The 17328-nt window shown below is 63.8% G+C and carries 16 protein-coding genes; 3 read left to right on the forward strand and 13 right to left on the reverse strand.

The annotated features are described in order from the left end of the window. Nucleotides 1–49 precede the first annotated feature (49 nt). From rpoD to rpsU, 3 genes are all read right to left on the reverse strand, one after another. Nucleotides 50–1903, reverse strand: a complete 1854-nt coding sequence (gene rpoD / locus CCZ28_RS18375; protein WP_140220298.1) for an RNA polymerase sigma factor RpoD — start codon at nt 1901–1903, stop codon at nt 50–52. A gap of 76 nt (nt 1904–1979) precedes the next feature. Then, nucleotides 1980–3893, reverse strand: coding sequence for a DNA primase (gene dnaG, locus CCZ28_RS18380; RefSeq protein WP_140220299.1), 1914 nt, complete (start codon nt 3891–3893; stop codon nt 1980–1982). Between the two features lie 163 nt (nt 3894–4056). Next, complete coding sequence (gene rpsU / locus CCZ28_RS18385; protein ID WP_007159750.1) at nt 4057–4272, reverse strand: 30S ribosomal protein S21; 216 nt, start codon at nt 4270–4272, stop codon at nt 4057–4059. 206 nt (nt 4273–4478) lie between these two features. On the opposite strand from rpsU, the gene tsaD reads away from it, so the two are divergent. Then, nucleotides 4479–5504, forward strand: coding sequence for a tRNA (adenosine(37)-N6)-threonylcarbamoyltransferase complex transferase subunit TsaD (gene tsaD, locus CCZ28_RS18390; protein WP_058768025.1), 1026 nt, complete (start codon nt 4479–4481; stop codon nt 5502–5504). A 45-nt stretch (nt 5505–5549) separates the two neighbouring features. On the opposite strand, the gene plsY is transcribed toward tsaD, so the two are convergent. Next, nucleotides 5550–6119: a glycerol-3-phosphate 1-O-acyltransferase PlsY gene (plsY, locus tag CCZ28_RS18395; RefSeq protein WP_140220300.1), complete on the reverse strand. Its 570-nt coding sequence runs from the start codon at nt 6117–6119 to the stop codon at nt 5550–5552. Between the two features lie 105 nt (nt 6120–6224). On the opposite strand from plsY, the gene folB reads away from it, so the two are divergent. Beyond that, nucleotides 6225–6578 (forward strand): dihydroneopterin aldolase, encoded by a 354-nt coding sequence (gene folB / locus CCZ28_RS18400; protein ID WP_058768023.1) that lies wholly within the window; start codon nt 6225–6227, stop codon nt 6576–6578. Further along, entirely contained in the window at nt 6575–7105 is a 531-nt protein-coding gene (gene folK / locus CCZ28_RS18405; RefSeq protein WP_140220301.1) for a 2-amino-4-hydroxy-6-hydroxymethyldihydropteridine diphosphokinase, read from the forward strand. The genes folB and folK overlap by 4 nt, the downstream gene beginning before the upstream one ends. Nucleotides 7106–7334: 229 nt before the next feature. Here folK and CCZ28_RS18410 read toward each other — a convergent pair whose 3' ends face one another. The 9 genes from CCZ28_RS18410 to pdxA all read right to left on the reverse strand — a co-directional run bounded on the left by CCZ28_RS18410 (nt 7335) and on the right by pdxA (nt 17313). Next, the gene (locus CCZ28_RS18410; RefSeq protein ID WP_140220302.1) at nt 7335–8462 is read right to left on the reverse strand and encodes a multifunctional CCA tRNA nucleotidyl transferase/2'3'-cyclic phosphodiesterase/2'nucleotidase/phosphatase; all 1128 of its coding nucleotides are present in this window, start codon (nt 8460–8462) and stop codon (nt 7335–7337) included. Between the two features lie 52 nt (nt 8463–8514). Then, nucleotides 8515–10056 (reverse strand): SpoVR family protein, encoded by a 1542-nt coding sequence (locus CCZ28_RS18415; protein ID WP_140220303.1) that lies wholly within the window; start codon nt 10054–10056, stop codon nt 8515–8517. After that, nucleotides 10053–11324: a YeaH/YhbH family protein gene (locus CCZ28_RS18420; protein ID WP_140220304.1), complete on the reverse strand. Its 1272-nt coding sequence runs from the start codon at nt 11322–11324 to the stop codon at nt 10053–10055. Before CCZ28_RS18420 ends, CCZ28_RS18415 begins: the two co-directional genes overlap by 4 nt. A gap of 76 nt (nt 11325–11400) precedes the next feature. Further along, a complete protein-coding gene (locus tag CCZ28_RS18425) occupies nt 11401–13323 on the reverse strand; it encodes a PrkA family serine protein kinase (RefSeq protein WP_140220305.1) in 1923 nt (640 codons plus the stop codon). A gap of 541 nt (nt 13324–13864) precedes the next feature. Further along, nucleotides 13865–14191 (reverse strand): thiosulfate sulfurtransferase GlpE, encoded by a 327-nt coding sequence (gene glpE, locus CCZ28_RS18430; protein ID WP_140220306.1) that lies wholly within the window; start codon nt 14189–14191, stop codon nt 13865–13867. Further along, nucleotides 14188–15009 carry a symmetrical bis(5'-nucleosyl)-tetraphosphatase gene (locus tag CCZ28_RS18435; RefSeq protein WP_140220307.1) on the reverse strand — a complete coding sequence of 274 codons (822 nt, stop codon included), beginning with the start codon at nt 15007–15009 and terminating at the stop codon, nt 14188–14190. Before CCZ28_RS18435 ends, glpE begins: the two co-directional genes overlap by 4 nt. An 8-nt stretch (nt 15010–15017) precedes the next feature. Further along, nucleotides 15018–15404, reverse strand: coding sequence for a Co2+/Mg2+ efflux protein ApaG (apaG, locus tag CCZ28_RS18440; protein WP_140220308.1), 387 nt, complete (start codon nt 15402–15404; stop codon nt 15018–15020). A 33-nt stretch (nt 15405–15437) separates the two neighbouring features. After that, a complete protein-coding gene (rsmA, locus tag CCZ28_RS18445; RefSeq protein ID WP_140220309.1) occupies nt 15438–16229 on the reverse strand; it encodes a 16S rRNA (adenine(1518)-N(6)/adenine(1519)-N(6))-dimethyltransferase RsmA in 792 nt (263 codons plus the stop codon). Between the two features lie 88 nt (nt 16230–16317). Continuing rightward, nucleotides 16318–17313 (reverse strand): 4-hydroxythreonine-4-phosphate dehydrogenase PdxA, encoded by a 996-nt coding sequence (gene pdxA / locus CCZ28_RS18450; protein ID WP_140220310.1) that lies wholly within the window; start codon nt 17311–17313, stop codon nt 16318–16320. Nucleotides 17314–17328: the final 15 nt, after the last annotated feature.

Genomic DNA, 17328 nt, shown 5'->3' on the forward strand with positions numbered 1-17328 from the left:
ATAAAAAAACCGGAGCCTGAGCTCCGGTTTTTGATGCAGCGGCTGCGCCTTACTCGTCGAGGAAGGAGCGCAGGTGTTCGCTGCGGGAGGGGTGGCGCAGCTTGCGCAGGGCCTTGGCTTCGATCTGGCGGATACGCTCGCGGGTGACGTCGAACTGCTTGCCCACTTCCTCGAGGGTGTGGTCGGTGTTCATGTCGATGCCGAATCTCATGCGCAGGACCTTGGCTTCACGGGCGGTGAGGCCGGAGAGCACGTCGCGGGTGGCTTCCTTGAGGCTTTCGCTGGTGGCCACTTCGATCGGGGACTGCATGGTGCTGTCTTCGATGAAGTCGCCCAGGTGCGAATCCTCGTCGTCGCCGATGGGCGTCTCCATGGAGATCGGTTCCTTGGCGATCTTGAGCACCTTGCGGATCTTGTCCTCGGGCATCTCCATGCGCTCGCCCAGCTCTTCCGGGGTCGGCTCGCGGCCCATCTCCTGCAGCATCTGGCGGGAGATCCGGTTCAGCTTGTTGATCGTCTCGATCATGTGCACCGGAATCCGGATGGTGCGCGCCTGGTCGGCGATGGAGCGGGTGATGGCCTGGCGAATCCACCAGGTGGCGTAGGTGGAGAACTTGTAGCCACGGCGGTATTCGAACTTGTCCACCGCCTTCATTAGACCGATGTTGCCTTCCTGGATCAGATCGAGGAATTGCAGACCGCGGTTGGTGTACTTCTTGGCGATGGAGATCACCAGACGCAGGTTGGCCTCGACCATTTCCTTCTTGGCGCGGCGGGCCTTGGCCTCGCCGATGGACATGGCGCGGTTGATGTCCTTGATCTGGGCGACTTTCAGCTCGTAGTCACGCTCCAGCTCGGCCAGTTGAGCCTGCTTGGCCTGGATGTCGGCCTGGAAGCGCTCGAGACCTTCGGCGTACTTGGGCTTGCCCTTGAGCAGGCCGGCGGTCCACTCGGTGTTGGTCTCGTTGCCGGGGAAGTGGCGCAGGAAATCGGCACGCGGCATGCGCGCATCGCGCACGGCCAGCTGCATGATGGCGCGTTCGAGGCCACGGACGCGGTCCAGGGCTTCACGGACGCGGGTCACCAAGGCTTCGTACTGCTTGGGCACCAGCTTGATCGGCGAGAACAGCACGGCCAGGGCGACGAATTCTTCCACGGCGCGATCATCATCGCGGCCGTGCTTCTTCAGGGCCTTCTGGGTCTTTTCCAGCTGCTCGGCCACGGCGCCGAAGCGCAGGCGGGCTTCTTCCGGGTCCGGACCGCCGTCGCCTTCTTCCTCGTCGGCGTCGTCGCTTTCTTCCTCGTCGTCCTTCTCGTCGTCGACGGCCTTGGCATCGGTGGCCTTGTTCGGGACGGGCAGGTCATCGCTCTCGTTCGGCAGGCTGCCGTCGTCGGGATCGATGTAGCCGGCCAGGACGTCGGACAGGCGACCGCCTTCGGTGGTGACGCGGTTGTATTCGCTGAGGATGTAGTCGACGGTACCCGGGAACTGGGCGATGGCGCCCATGACTTCGCGGATGCCTTCCTCGATGCGCTTGGCGATTTCGATCTCGCCTTCGCGGGTCAGCAGTTCCACGGTACCCATTTCACGCATGTACATGCGCACCGGGTCGGTGGTACGGCCGACATCGCTCTCCACCGCGGCCAGGGCGGCGGCGGCTTCTTCGGCGGCGGCTTCGTCGGTATCGGTCTCCGCCAGCAGCAGGGCATCAGCGTCCGGCGCGGTCTCGAATACGTTGATCCCCATGTCATTGATCATGCGGATGATGTCTTCCACCTGTTCCGGATCTGAAATATCCTCCGGTAGGTGGTCATTGACCTCCGCGTAAGTCAGGTAACCCTGCTCACGACCACGGGCGATCAATTCTTTCAGACGGGATTGCTGTTGCGCTTTTCCGGACATAGGTACCCTTCCACTGAAGGCTTAGGCGGGCAAAAATAGCTGAACATTATAGCCGGTTAGACGCTGGTCGTGCCAGTTAGGTCACGGTGCCCGTCGGACGGCTGAGGAGTTCGCGTAGGCGGTCCTTGTCTTCGGAGCTCAGTTCGCTCTGTCGCGCCTTGCGTAGGAGTTGCTCCAGCGAGCGATCACGCTGGCTGGCGGCTAACCTCGTTATGGTGTCGAAAAACTGTTGTTCAAGGTTGTCGCCGGCAATCAACCATTCTTTTTCCGCCAGGGCGCGCAAAAGGCGTCCCTGTTCGGTGCCGTGCCAGCGAGCGATGAGTTGCAGGGTGCTCTGCCCCGGTTTCTTCTGCAACGCCTCGACCAGGGCGACCAGCAGCTGGGCGTACTGATCGCTTTCCTCGGCGAGGTTGCGGGCATCCTGCACCGCTTGGGCCAGGGTCGGGTGATGCAACAGGCTGCGTAGCGCCGCCAGTACCGGGGTCTCCACCTTGACCGGCGGTTGGCGCGGGATACGTTCGCCGCCGCCCTTGCCATTGAAGTCCTTTTTCCAGCCCTTGCCGTCGCGCCCGCCTTTGCCCTCACGGCGTGGCGTCCATTGCTGCGGCGCCGGGGCTTCCTCGGCCTGGGCATAGGCGTAGTCGCCATAGTCCATCGGCGGGGCGTCCTTCGCCGGCCCGGGAGCGGGCGGTGCTAGCTGGCTCAGGGCGTCGTTACCCAGGCCGGTGAGTTCACTCAGGCGCTGACGCATCAGTAGGCGCAGGTTGTTGCCGGGAATCTTCTCGATCAGCGGCGCCGCCAGGGTAGCCAGGTGCGCCTTGCCTTCCAGGGTGGCCGGGTCGGCCTCGATCATCAGCTGCTGGAAGAAATACTCGGCCAGCGGCTGGGCTTGCTGGACGAAGCGGGCCTGGAAGGCATCCGCGCCCTCGGCACGCACCAGGCTATCCGGGTCTTCGCCTTCGGGCAGGAACAGGAAGCGCACGCGGAAGCCGTCCTTGAGCACCGGCAGCGCCGATTCCAGGGCGCGCCAGGCGGCGCTGCGGCCGGCCTGGTCGCCATCGAAGCAGAACAGGATGCTCGGTACGATGCGGAACAGCCGCTTGATGTGCTCTTCGCTGGTGGCGGTGCCCAGGGTGGCCACGGCATTGCGGATGCCTTGCTGGGCCAAGGCGATGACGTCCATGTAGCCTTCCACGACGAGGATCTCGTCCAGGTCGCGGTTGTGCTTGCGCGCCTCGAACAGGCCGTAGAGTTCCTGGCCCTTGTGGAATACCGGGGTTTCCGGCGAGTTGAGGTACTTGGGCTTGTCGTCGCCCAGTACCCGACCGCCGAAGGCGATGACCCGGCCGCGGCTGTCGCGGATCGGGAAGATCACCCGGTCGCGGAAGCGGTCGTATCTCTTGCCGCTCTCGGCGTTCTCCACCAGCAGGCCGGCATCGAGCATGGCTTTCTGCTGCAGGTCATCGCCGCCCAGGTGCTTGCCCAGGTTGTCCCACCCCGGCGGGGCGAAGCCCAGGCCGAAATCGCGGGCGATCTCGCCGGTGAGGCCGCGTTTCTTCAGGTAGTCCACCGCGGCCTGGCGCTTGGGATGGTTGCGCAGCGCCAGGCGATAGTATTCGGCAGCGGCGGCCAGCAGCGGGTAGAGCGGGGAATCCGTGGGTTGCCGCGGCTTGCGCCGACCGCCGCTTTCTTCCCGTGGCACGTCCACGCCGGCGCGCTTGGCCAGTTCCTCGACCGCCTCGGGAAACTCGAGGTTGTCGTGGTCCATGATGAAGCCCAGGGCGTTGCCGCCGGCGCCGCAGCCGAAGCAGTAGTAGAACTGCTTGTCGGGGCTGACGCTGAAGGAGGGCGTCTTCTCGTTATGGAAGGGACAGCAGGCCATCCAGTTCTTGCCGGCCTTCTTGAGCTTCACCCGCGCGCCCACCACTTCGACGATGTCGGTGCGATTGAGCAGGTCGTCGATGAAGCCTTGCGGGATGAGTCCGGCCATGGTCAGCGTCTGGATAGGAGGGCGAGCAGCGGAAGATGGAGCAGGCCGGGTGGCCAGGAGGGCAGTCTAGCGCCAGAGGGCGGCTGGGCGAAGCAGGAGTATCAGAAACGAACAACCCGACCAGAGGTCGGGTTGTTTGATGACGCCAGGAGAGCGCTGTAACTCAGTACAGGCGCTCGCGACGGCGCTGCTCGCGCTGTACTTTCTTGGCGTGGCGCTTGACCGCGGCGGCAGCTTTACGCTTGCGCTCGGCGGTGGGCTTTTCGTAGAACTCGCGGCTACGAACTTCGGCCAGTACACCGGCCTTCTCGCAAGAACGCTTGAAACGACGCAGCGCTACGTCGAAGGGTTCGTTTTCTTTGACTTTGACGTTGGGCATCCAGGTCGTACCTTCAAAATTTACCGTGGTTTAATCCAACGCTAGCGGCAAAAGGGCACGGGAAGCGTCGGTTTTTAAGGGTTGCGGATAGTAACGCCTCAACCACCCCGCTGCCAAGCCCCGCTGGACGAAAAGCGCTGGCCGGTGCCGGAAGCGGGGCTTATCATGCGCGGCCTGACATCTTATACCCTCGAAGGCTTATCTCCATGCGTGTTCTGGGACTGGAAACGTCCTGCGATGAAACCGGCGTCGCGCTCTATGACAGCGAACGTGGCCTGCTGGCCGATGCGCTGTTCAGCCAGATCGATCTGCACCGCGTCTATGGCGGCGTGGTGCCGGAGCTGGCCTCGCGCGATCACGTCAAACGCATGCTGCCCTTGATCCGCGAAGTGCTGGACGCGGCGGGCAGCCGTCCCGACGAAGTGGACGCCATCGCTTACACCGCCGGTCCCGGTCTGGTCGGCGCCCTGTTGGTGGGCGCGGCCTGCGCCCAGGCGCTGGCCCTGGCCTGGGGCGTGCCGGCCCTGGGTGTACACCATATGGAAGGCCATCTGCTGGCGCCCATGCTCGAAGAGACGCCGCCGCAGTTTCCCTTCGTCGCCCTGCTGGTTTCCGGCGGCCATACCCAGCTGGTGCAGGTCGATGGCATCGGCCGCTACACCGTGCTGGGCGAGTCCCTGGACGATGCCGCTGGCGAGGCCTTCGACAAGACCGCCAAGTTGCTGGGCCTGAGCTATCCGGGCGGACCGGAAATAGCCCGCCTGGCTGAGCGCGGCGTGCCGGGTCGCTTCGTCTTCCCGCGCCCCATGACCGACCGGCCAGGGCTGGAATTCAGCTTCAGCGGTCTGAAGACCTTCACCCTCACCACCTGGCAGCGCTGCCAGGCGGCCGGGGACGACAGCGAGCAGACCCGTTGCGATATCGCCCTGGCCTTCCAGACGGCGGTGGTCGAGACCCTGGCGATCAAGTGCAAGAGAGCCTTGAAGCAGGCCGGTCTCAAGTCGCTGGTGATCGCCGGCGGCGTCAGCGCCAACCGCGCGCTGCGCGAGACGCTGGAACAGATGCTCGGCGAGCTGGGCGGCCATGTCTTCTATGCCCGCCCGCGTTTCTGTACCGACAACGGCGCCATGATCGCCTACGCCGGTTGCCAGCGGCTGCTGGCCGGTCAGCAGGAAGGCCCGGCCATCGCCGTCAAGGCGCGCTGGCCCATGGAGCAGTTGGCGGCGCTCTGAGACGGGCGGGCGACGTCACCGGGCAATCCTCGCAGGACGCCAGGGTCAAAAATGACGCTCGGTACCCTGGCGCAGGGCGCGCAGGTTGTGTCTATGGCGGATCAGGATCAGGACGGCGAGCAGTAGCATCGGTGCCAGCAGGTCCGGGCGCTGCCAGGCGAACAGCGGCAGGATGCCCAGCACGGCGACCAGGGAGGCCAAAGAGGCGATGCGCAGGCTGGCGAACACCGCGGCCCAGAGCAGCAGCCCCAGCAGGGCGGCAGGCGGATAGAGGCCCAAGAGCAGACCGGCCGCGGTGGCGACGCCCTTGCCGCCCCTGAAATGAAAGTACAGGGGATAGAGGTGGCCGACCACGGCGGCAAGGCCGATCCAGGCCTGCTGCAGGGGCGCGAACCCCAACTGGTGGGCGATGAGCACCGGAATAAGGCTCTTGGCGAGGTCGCCGGCCAGGGTCAGCAGCGCCAGCTTGCGTCCAGCCAGACGCAACATGTTGCTGGCGCCGGGATTGCCGGAGCCATCGTGACGCGGATCACGGGTGCCGAACAGGCGACTGAGTAACACGGCGAAGGACAGCGAGCCCAGCAGATAGGCCAGCAGGAGCAGCAGCCAGAACATGGTAGGGTTCCGCGCCAGAATATGGTTCGATTCTACCGATAGCCCGCCGCTTGACGATAGGCGGCGGCGACGATCAACAAGGCACGAAGGTGCGAGGCGAAGGCAGTGGACAAGGTTTTCATCGAAGGACTCGAGGTCGACACCGTGATAGGGGTTTACGACTGGGAGCGTGACATCCGCCAATGCCTGCGCATCGATCTCACCATGGGCTGGGACATCCGTGCCGCTGCCGAGAACGACGAACTCGAGCACACCCTGAACTACGCAGCAGTGGCCGAGCGCATCACCACCTTCGCCCATGAGACGTCTTTCGAACTGGTCGAAACCTTTGCCGAGCGCCTGGCTGCGTTGCTACAGGCGGAATTCGCCCTGCCTTGGCTACGCCTGCGCATCACCAAGCCCGGCGCGGTGCCGACCGCCCGCGGCGTGGGCGTGGAAATCGAGCGGGGGCAGGCGTGACCAGGGTCTATCTCGGACTGGGCAGCAACATCCAGCGCGAACGCCACCTGGGCATGGCCCTCGATGAGCTCGCGGCGCTACTGACCGATCTGCATTGCTCGCCAGTGTTCGAAAGCGAGGCTGTGGGTATCCGCAGCGCACCCTTCCTCAATCTGGTGGTAGGCGGCGATACCGAGCTCGATCCCGCGGCGTTGAGCCAGCACCTCAAGGCCATCGAAACCCGCAGCGGACGCTATGCGCCGGATCGTCAGGGTCTGCCACTGGATATCGACATCCTGCTCTATGGCGACCTGACCGGCGAGGTTGCCGGCCTGACCCTGCCGCGCGCCGAGATCCTGCGTAACGCCTTCGTGCTCTGGCCGTTGGCGCTGCTGGCCGGTGAGCGTCAGCATCCAGGCAGTGGCCGTAGCCTCAACGAGCTATGGCAAGAAATGCGCGGCCAGACGACCCAGGTGCTGCGGCCCGTGTCCTTCAGGTGGAAGGGTGCCGAACTCACGCCGGCGGCGCTGCTCGACGCTAACCTTTAGTAGCTTGCTGGTGTTGGACTTCGCTGCGCTCAGCGCCAACCTATGGGAACTCTTCCCTCTCTCCCTTTGGGAGAGAGGGCTGGGGTGAGGGCCGCTCAGGTGCATGGGGGCTTCGCTACGCTTAGCTCGAGCCTACTGGTGTAGGTTGGGTTGACACGGCTCCATCGTCGAAGCCCAACAGCGCTGCGTGGTGGATGAGGCTGTTGGGCTTCGCTGCGCTCAACCCAACCTACGAGAGGCGTGCCAGGGCGTCGAGACGGGCTTGCTTGAGCGCTTCTCCCAAGGCTGCGCCTTTGAAGCCCTGGGCGACCAGGGGCTCGACCGCCACCCCGCGCAATACCTCGGCTGCCAGGCTGAGCAGGGTCCGCGGTGGCTCGTCCTCGTCCGGTCGGGCGGCCGCTGCACAGGCGCAGGCCTGGAGGAATTCGTCGAAGCGCGCGGGTCTACGCAGCACGTCGAAACTCTGCAGTAACTCGAACCAGTCCTCCGCCGTCAACTGCTGTGCCCGCAGGGCCGTGGGCCAATGGCGGGCCAGTAACAGCGCCAGCTCGGCGGGTTCGCGCGGGACCTTGAGGCGAGCGGTGATGGCAGCGTGTCGCTCTTCGGGCACGTCCAGCAGCAGGCAGGCCCAGCGCACATTCAGCGAGGCCTGCACCTCGGCCGTCTGGCGCAGGGTGGCATAGAGGCGGGCGCCCGGTTCCGGCTGGCCGGGTTGGAAGCTCACCGCCAGTTCCGGCAAGAGCACGGCCAGGGCACCGCAGTCGTGCAGGACCTGGATGAAGACATCCGGGCGGTCTTCGAGCAGGGCGCGGGAGATTTCCTTCCACATTCGCTCGGCGGTCAGGGCGTCGAGTTCGCCACTGGCGACCATGTCCTGCATGAGCCGCAATGTCTCCGGTGCCACCTGGAAACCAAGGGGGCTATAGCGGGCGGCGAAACGGGCGACGCGCAGCACGCGCAGCGGATCTTCGGCGAAGGCCGGGGAGACGTGCCGCAGCAGACGTGCCTGGAGATCGGCGCGACCGCCATAGGGATCTATGACGTTGCCGTGATCGTCCTCGGCCATGGCGTTGATGGTGAGATCGCGGCGGATCAGGTCCTGTTCGAGGGTGACGTCCGGTGCTGCATGAAAGGTGAAGCCGCCATAGCCGCGCCCGCTTTTGCGTTCGGTCCGGGCCAAGGCGTATTCCTCGCCGGTCTGGGGATGCAGGAAGACCGGGAAGTCAGCCCCTACCGGGCGATAACCCTGAGCGGCGAGGGCTTCGGCGCTGGCGCCGACCACGACCCAGTCGACCTCGGTGACCGGACGACCGAGCAGGCGGTCGCGTACGGCGCCGCCCACCTTGAAGATTTGCATAGAAAAAGACCTCCTTGCGGAGGTCTAGGATAGCCTGAAAGACCGGGGTGGCTCAGATCGGCGAAGCCAGATCCAGGCGCCGGTCATGCTCGCGGCTCTCGTGACGCGGTGGAACGTGGAAGCTCTGGGCAACGTCTTCGCCCCTCATGCTTTCCAAGCGGATGTCGAAGCCCCACAGCCGGTGCAGGTGGCGCAGCACCTCTTCCGTCGAGTTGCCCAGCGGCTTGCGGTCGTGCTGGAAGTGGCGAAGGGTGAGGGAGCGATCACCGCGGCGGTCGACATTCCAGATCTGCACGTTGGGCTCGCGGTTGCCTAGGTTGTATTGAGCGGCGAGTTGCTCGCGGATCAGGCGATAACCGCCGTCATCATGGATGGCCGCCACTTCCAGTTCGTCGCGCTGGTCGTCATCGAGGATGCTGAACAGCTTGAGGTCGCGGATCACCTTGGGCGAGAGGTACTGCAGGATGAAGCTTTCATCCTTGAAGCTCTTCATGGCGAAGGTGACGGTGGCCAGCCAGTCGCTGCCGGCGATGTCGGGGAACCAGCGACGGTCCTCTTCCGTGGGGTTTTCGCAGATCCGGCGGATGTCGCGGAACATGGCGAAACCCAGGGTGTAGGGGTTGATACCACTGTAGTAGGGGCTGTCGAAACCTGGCTGATAGATCACCCCGGCGTGGGATTGCAGGAATTCGAACATGAAGCCGTCGGTGACCAGGCCCTCGTCGTAGAGGTCGTTGAGCAGGGTGTAGTGCCAGAAGGTGGCCCAGCCCTCGTTCATCACCTGGGTCTGGCGCTGCGGATAGAAGTACTGGGCGATCTTGCGCACGATGCGGATCACTTCGCGCTGCCAGGGCTCCAGCAGGGGTGCATGCTTTTCCAGGAAATAGAGGATGTTTTCCTGGGGTTCGGCGGGGAAGCGCGCGCCTTCCTCCAGCGCTTCCTTGCCCGGCAGCTTGGGAATGGTGCGCCAGAGGTCGTTGACCTGGCGTTGCAACTGCTCCTCGCGCTCCTTCTGCCGCTGGCGTTCCTCGGCGGCGGAGATGGGGTAGGGCCTTTTGTAACGGTCCACGCCGTAGTTCATCAGGGCATGGCAGGAGTCCAGCAGGTCTTCCACGGCATCGATGCCGTGGCGCTCTTCGCATTGGGTGATGTACTGCTTGGCGAACACCAGGTAGTCGATGATGGAGCTGGCATCGGTCCAGGTGCGGAACAGGTAGTTGCCCTTGAAGAAGCTGTTGTGGCCGTAGCAGGCATGGGCGATCACCAGCGCCTGCATGGTCACGGTGTTCTCTTCCATGAGATAGGCGATGCAGGGATCGGAGTTGATCACGATCTCGTAGGCCAGCCCCATCTGGCCGCGGCTGTAGTGCTTCTCGGTGTGCAGGAAGTGCTTGCCGTAGGACCAGTGGTTGTAGCCGATGGGCATACCGACGGAGGCGTAGGCGTCCATCATCTGCTCAGCGGTGATTACCTCGATCTGGTTGGGATAGGTGTCCAGCGCATAGCGCTTGGCGATCCGGGCGATCTCCCGGTCGTAGGTCTGGATCAGCTCGAAGGTCCACTCCGAGCCGGTGGAGATGGGTTCACGTTTCATGACACGAGTCTCCGCTGGAACAGTTCGCGGAACACAGGGTAGATGTCACCCGCCGAGACGATCTGCTGCTGCGAGAAGGAATCCGGGAAGCTGCCGCGGACGTTCTCGTATTCGTACCACAGGGCCTGATGCTCGCGCGGGGTGATCTCCACGTAGGTGTAGTACTGCATGAACGGCAGGATCTGCTTGGTCAGGATCTCCCGGCAGATGGGCGAGTCGTCGTTCCAGTTGTCGCCGTCGGAAGCCTGGGCGGCATAGAGATTCCACTCGTTGACCGGATAGCGCTCGGCCATGACCTCCTGCATCAGCTTGAGGGCGCTGGAGACGATGGTGCCGCCGGTTTCGCGGGAGTAGAAGAACTCCTCCTCGTCCACTTCCTTGGCGCTGGTGTGGTGGCGGATGAACACCACCTCGATGCGCTCGTAGTTCCGCTTGAGGAACAGGTAGAGCAGGATGTAGAAGCGCTTGGCGATGTCCTTGGTGGCCTGGGTCATGGAGCCGGAGACGTCCATCAGGCAGAACATCACCGCCTTGGAGCTGGGGCTGGGCTGCTTGGATAGCAGGTTGTACTTGAGGTCGAAGGTGTCGAGGAAGGGCACCTTGTCGATGCGCGCGCGCAGCCGCTCGATCTCGGCTTCCAGCGCCTGGATGTCGCCCAGGTTGTCGGGCTCCTCCACCCGCAGCCGCGCCAGTTCGGCCTTGGCTTCGCGCAGCTTGTTGCGGCTACCGCCGGACAGGGCGATGCGCCGGGCATGGGAGGCGCGCAGGGTGCGGATGATGTTGATGCGGGCGGGGTTGCCCTCGTTGCTGATACCTGCGCGCACCGTCTTGAAGGTGTCGGTGCCGGTGAGCTGCTTCTTGACCAGGTTGGGCAGCTCCAGGTCCTCGAACATGAAGTCGAGGAATTCGTCCTGGGTGATCTGGAAGGCGAATTCGTCCATGCCTTCGCCGCTGTTGCTGGCCTTGCCCTGGCCTTGGCCGCCACCGCCGCCCTGGGGACGGGGGATGCGTTCGCCGCTGACGAATTCCTTGTTGCCCGGGTGGACGATGGTCTGGCGTCCGCCCTTGCCCTGGTAGAGGGCGGGTTCGTCGATATCGCGGGCAGGAATGCTGATCTGTTCGCCGTGTTCCATGTCGGTGATGGAGCGCCGGCTCACGGCTTCCTCGACCGCCTTCTTGATGTGCTCACGGTAGCGCCGCAGGAAACGCGTGCGGTTCACCGTGCTCTTGTTCTTGCCGTTTAGACGCCGGTCGATGACGTAACTCATACAGGCCCTCCGGGCTATTGCAGGACGCCACGACGACGCGTCTGGCGCGCCGTCGCGGGTTCAGCCTCAGGCTGCCTTACTGCGACTTGCGTACCCGTGAATACCACTCGGACAACAGCCGTACCTGCTTCTCGGTATACCCGCGCTGGACCATGCGGGTGACGAAGTCGCTGTGCTTCTGTTGGTCTTCCTTGCTGGCCTTGGCGTTGAAGCTGATGACCGGCAAGAGCTCCTCGGTGTTGGAGAACATCTTCTTCTCGATCACCGCGCGCAGCTTCTCATAGGACAGCCAGCTCGGATTCTTGCCGTTATTGTTGGCACGGGCCCGCAACACGAAGTTGACGATTTCATTGCGGAAATCCTTCGGATTGCTGATGCCGGCCGGCTTCTCGATCTTCTCCAGTTCCTCGTTGAGCGAGGCGCGATTGAGGATCTCACCCGTTTCCGGATCGCGGTATTCCTGATCCTGGATCCAGAAGTCGGCGTAGAGCACATAGCGGTCGAAGATGTTCTGGCCGTATTCGCTGTAGGACTCGAGATAGGCGGTCTGGATCTCCTTGCCGATGAATTCCACGTAGCGCGGCGCCAGGTATTCCTTGATGAATCTCATGTAGCGCTCGCGGGTCTCGGCCGGGAACTGCTCGGCTTCGATCTGCTGCTCCAGCACATAGAGCAGGTGCACCGGGTTGGCCGCCACCTCGTTGGCGTCGAAGTTGAACACCCGGGAAAGGATCTTGAAGGCGAAACGGGTCGACAGGCCGTTCATGCCCTCGTCGACGCCAGCGCTGTCACGATACTCCTGGATCGACTTGGCCTTGGGATCGGTGTCCTTGAGGTTCTCGCCGTCATAGACGCGCATCTTCGAGTAGATGTTGGAGTTTTCCGGTTCCTTGAGGCGCGAGAGCACCGAGAACTGGGCCAGCATCTTCAGGGTGTCCGGGGCGCAATGAGCGTTGGCCAGGGAGCTGTTGATCAGCAGCTTGTCGTAGATGTGGATCTCGTCGGAGACGCGCAGGCAATAGGGCACCTTGACGATGTAGATCCGGTCGATGAAGGCCTCGTTGTTCTTGTTGTTGCGGAAGGTGTGCCACTCGGATTCGTTGGAGTGGGCCAGGATGATGCCGCTGTAGGGCAGGGCGCCGAGGCCTTCGGTGCTGTTGTAGTTGCCTTCCTGGGTCGCGGTCAGCAAGGGGTGCAGGACCTTGATCGGGGCCTTGAACATCTCCACGAATTCCATTAGGCCCTGGTTCGCGCGGCACAGGGCGCCGGAATAGCTGTAGGCATCCGCGTCGTTCTGCGGGTATTCCTCCAGCTTGCGGATGTCCACCTTGCCCACCAGGGCGGAGATGTCCTGGTTGTTCTCGTCGCCCGGTTCGGTCTTGGCGATGGCGACCTGGTTGAGGATGGAGGGGTAGAGCTTGACCACCTTGAACTTGCTGATGTCACCGCCGAATTCCTGCAGGCGCTTGGCCGCCCAGGGCGACATGATGCTGCGCAGGTAGTGGCGGGGAATGCCATAGTCCTCTTCAAGGATCTGGCCGTCCTCGTCCGGATTGAACAGCCCGAGGGGCGATTCGAACACCGGCGAGCCCTTGATGGCGTAGAAGGGAACCTTCTCGATCAGGTGCTTGAGTTTCTCCGCGAGGGACGACTTGCCGCCGCCCACCGGGCCGAGCAGATAGAGGATCTGCTTCTTCTCTTCCAGGCCCTGCGCCGCATGACGGAAGTAGGACACGATCTGCTCGATGCAGTCTTCCATGCCATGGAAGTCGGCAAAAGCCGGGTAGCGGCGAATGACCTTGTTGGAAAAGATGCGCGATAGACGTGAGTCGCTGGTGGTGTCCACCAGTTCGGGTTCGCCGATGGCCATGAGCATGCGCTCGGCGGCACTGGCAAAGGCGGTACGATCCTTCTTGCAGATCTCAAGGTATTCCTGAAGGGAATACTCTTCCTGACGAGTCGCTTCGAAACGCTCCTGGAAGTGACTGAAAATGCTCATGACGTCTCCTCGCTGGATACCCTGGACCAGCTTGGAATCGATGCCTGGAGCCTTGCCTTGCTGCCGGTGGGGAGCGGTCACGCCGGGCGACGAACGATAACGTCTGCACTACCTTCGCTGTCGTCTTGCCTAATCGATCCTTACAGCCTGCACAGTAGGGTTGGGTTTCGAGAGACGCACGAAGGAGACCGATGGAGACGGTCCCCCTGGAATTCCCCCGAATCTCCAGTGGTTACACCGATGGTCCAAAGCCGGTTATCGAGCCCGCCGTTTCCGGAGGGCCTGATTCCAGAATAGTCCTATCTGCGAGATGTGGAAGAGCCAATTCGGTTTATTCTTGTAACCACAACGTCAATCGTCTGTGTTAATGGCCCGCTCGTGCGTTCAGAGCCTGCTCAAAGGCTCGCGAGCTAGAGCCAAACAAGGCGGAAATGGCTAAGGAAGCGGAGTTTACATAGGGTAAATGAGCATTCCGACCGGGCTGGCGACCCAGGCCATTTCCAACGCCGTTTGGCCGACGCGCAGCAGCCTTTGTGTAGGCTCAGGCCTGACCGCTGGCGGTCTCGTCGGGATAGAGGGTGCGCCAGTTTTCGAAGCCGCCGTCGACGCTGTAGACCTGGCTGAAGCCCTGGCCGGCGAAGAAAGCTGCGGCGCTCTGGCTGGAATGTCCGTGGTAGCAGAACACCAGCAGCGGCTCGTCGAGATCGGCCGCGGCGATGAAATCGTGAATGTTCTGGTTGTCGACTCGCTGCGCCCCGGCGACGTGCAGGGTGGCGTAACTGTGCGGATCGCGAATGTCGACGATCCGCGCGCCCTGGCTGCGCAGTTCCAGGGCTCGCTCGGGGGAGATACAGGTGAATTCGCTCATTTCTTCTCCTTGCAACTGCAGAGATGACGGTGATTGCCGTCGACGTCGAGCAGGGTCATGTCGCCGCCCCAGACGCAGCCGCTGTCGAGCGCTTCGACATTGGGCGCTGCGCAGCGACCCTTGAGCGCGGCCCAGTGGCCGAAGAGGATCCGCACGTCGCGGGTCAGCCGGTGTTCGTGACTGAACCAGGGGGCGAAACCGACCGGGGCGCTGTCCAGGCCTTCCTTGCTCTTGAATTCCAGACGACCTTCCGGGCTACAGAATCTCATGCGCGTCAGGTAATTGGTGATCAGGCGCAGGCGCTCCTGGCCCTGCAGTTCATCTTGCCAGAGCGCCGGCTCGTTGCCATACATCTGTTCGAGAAAGGGCACATGGGCCTGGTCATCGCGCAGCACGGCTTCCACTTCGCCGGCCAGACCCAGCGCCTGGCCGAGCGTCCACTGCGGTGGCAGGCCAGCGTGGACCAGCACGCAGTTGCGCTCGGCATCGTGCTGGATCAGGGGCAGATGGCGCAGCCAATGCAGCAGTTCGTCGCGATCCGGTGCGGCGAGGATGTCGGCCAGGGTGTCCTGCTTCTTCAGCTTGGCGCCGCCGAGGGCTACCGCCAACAGGTGCAGGTCGTGGTTGCCCAGGACGCTGACCACCGAATCGCGCAGGGCGTACAGGTATCTCAGGGTTTCCAACGACTGCGGGCCGCGATTGACTAGGTCGCCCACCAGCCAGAGGCGGTCCTGCGCGGGATCGAAGCGGACCTCGTCGAGGAGGCATTTGAGCGGGTCGAGGCAACCCTGGAGGTCGCCCACGGCGTACAGCGTCATCGGGACTCCTAGTGCAGCGAGCCGGGTACGGCCAGGCGGAAGGTGGGGATGGCGGCCTCGAAGCGGTGGCCATCGCTGGCGACCATCTGGTAGCTGCCGCTCATGCTGCCCACCTGGGTCGGCATCAGGGTGCCGCTGGAGTAGCTATGGGTCTCTCCCGGCGCGATCAACGGCTGCTCACCCACTACGCCCGGTCCGCGGACTTCCTGTACCTCACCGTTGCCATCGGTGATGATCCAGTGGCGGCTGAGCAACTGCGCCGGCAGGCTGCCGTCGTTGCGAATGCTCACGTCGTAGGCGAAGGCATAGCGTTCCTGGCTGGTGCTGGATTGCTCGGGCAGGTAGCGGGTGGTGACCTGCACGGTGATGAGGTAGCGCGGATCGGGCTCGGTCACGGCGGGGATCTCTGCAAGGATTCGGGGAAGGACTCAGTGGGTCGCCAGCTGATTGGCCAGGCGTACATAGGCTGCCAGGTCCAACTGCTCGGGGCGCAGGCCGGGATCGACATCGGCGGCCTCGATGGCGGCGCTGTCCAGGGTGCCCTTGAGGGTGTTCCTGAGCGTCTTGCGGCGCTGGCCGAAGGCTTCGCGGACGACACGTTCGAGCAGGGCCGGATCACGGGCCACGTGGGGCCGCTCGGTATGGGGCACCAGGCGCACGATGGCCGAGTCCACCTTGGGCGGAGGATTGAAGGCGCCGGGACCTACGTTGAACAGGTGCTCCACCCGGCAGTGGTACTGCACCATGATCGACAGCCTTCCCCAGTCGCCATTCCCGGGCACCGCGGCCAGGCGTTCCACCACTTCCTTCTGCAGCATGAAGTGCATGTCGGCGATGACGTCGGCGAAGCTGAGCAGGTGGAAGATCAGCGGGGTGGAGATGTTATAGGGCAGGTTGCCCACCACCCGCAGGCGATCCTTGCCGGCGATGCTGGCGAGGTCGTACTTCATGGCGTCGCCCTGGTGCAGGGTGAACAGCGGGTTGAGGCCGAACTTGAGCTTGAGCAGCGGGATCAGGTCCTGGTCCAGCTCGATGACGTCGAGATGGGCACCGCTGCTGAGCAGGCCTTCGGTCAGGGCGCCCTGGCCCGGGCCGATTTCCAGCAGCCGCTCACCGGGTCGCGCGTGGATGGCGCGCAGGATGCGATGGATCACCCCTGCGTCGTGCAGGAAATTCTGGCCGAACCTCTTGCGGGCGCGGTGTTGGTAGAGCTCGGTCATCAGGTGCTCCGGCGCAGGCACCGGGCCTGCGATTTCAAGACGGCAAAGACCTGCCAGTTTAGCAGACCCTTGGTCGCAGCCGGAGCGGTCAGGTCGCCGAACGGCGATGGGCTGCCATGCTATAGGCGGTATCGAGGGCGACCTTGAGGCTACCGGTATCGATCTTTCCACTGCCGGCCAGGTCCAGGGCGGTGCCGTGGTCGACCGAGGTACGGATGATCGGCAGGCCGAGGGTCACGTTGACCGCCGCACCGAAGCCCTTGTACTTGAGCACCGGCAGACCCTGGTCGTGGTACATGGCCAGCACCGCATCGCAGTGATCAAGATGCTTGGGGGTGAAGAGGGTATCCGCCGGCAGCGGACCGACGAGGTCGAGGCCCTCGGCACGCAAGCTTGCCAGCGCCGGCTCGATGATCTCGATCTCTTCGCGCCCCAGATGCCCACCTTCGCCGGCATGGGGATTGAGCCCGCAGACCAGGATGCGCGGGCGCTGGACGCCAAAATAGCGTTGCAGGTCGCCGTGCAGGATGCGGGTCACCTCGAGCAGGGTCTTGCGGTCGATGGCATCGGCCACGTCGCGCAGCGGCAGATGAGTGGTGACCAGGGCCACCCTCAGGCCGGCGGTCGCCAGCAGCATCACCACTTGCGGAGTGTTGGTCAGCTCGGCGAGGAATTCGGTATGGCCGGAGAAGGCCACGCCGCCGTCGTTGATCACGCCCTTGTGCACGGGGGCGGTAATCATGCCGGCGAAGGTCCCGTCGAGGCAGCCCTGGCCGGCGCGGGTCAGGGTTTCCAGGACGTAGGCGGCATTGGCTTGGTCGAGCCGGCCCGCGCTGACCGGTGCGCCCAGTGGTGTATCCCATACATAGAGCGCACCGGCCGGAGCCGGACTAGTCGGCCAGGTTTCTGGCCCCACGCCGATCAACTCGATGGTCAGTCCCAGCTCGCCGGCACGCGCGGCCAGCAATTCACGGCTGGCGATGGCGATCAGGGCATGCGGCTGGGCCTCACGGGCGAGCAACAGGCAGAGATCGGGACCGATACCGGCGGGTTCACCGGGGGTGAGGGCGAAGCGCAGGACCATGCACAGCTCCTGAAA

Source organism: Pseudomonas oryzihabitans, from assembly GCF_006384975.1.
GTDB classification, from domain to species: domain Bacteria; phylum Pseudomonadota; class Gammaproteobacteria; order Pseudomonadales; family Pseudomonadaceae; genus Chryseomonas; species Chryseomonas psychrotolerans_B.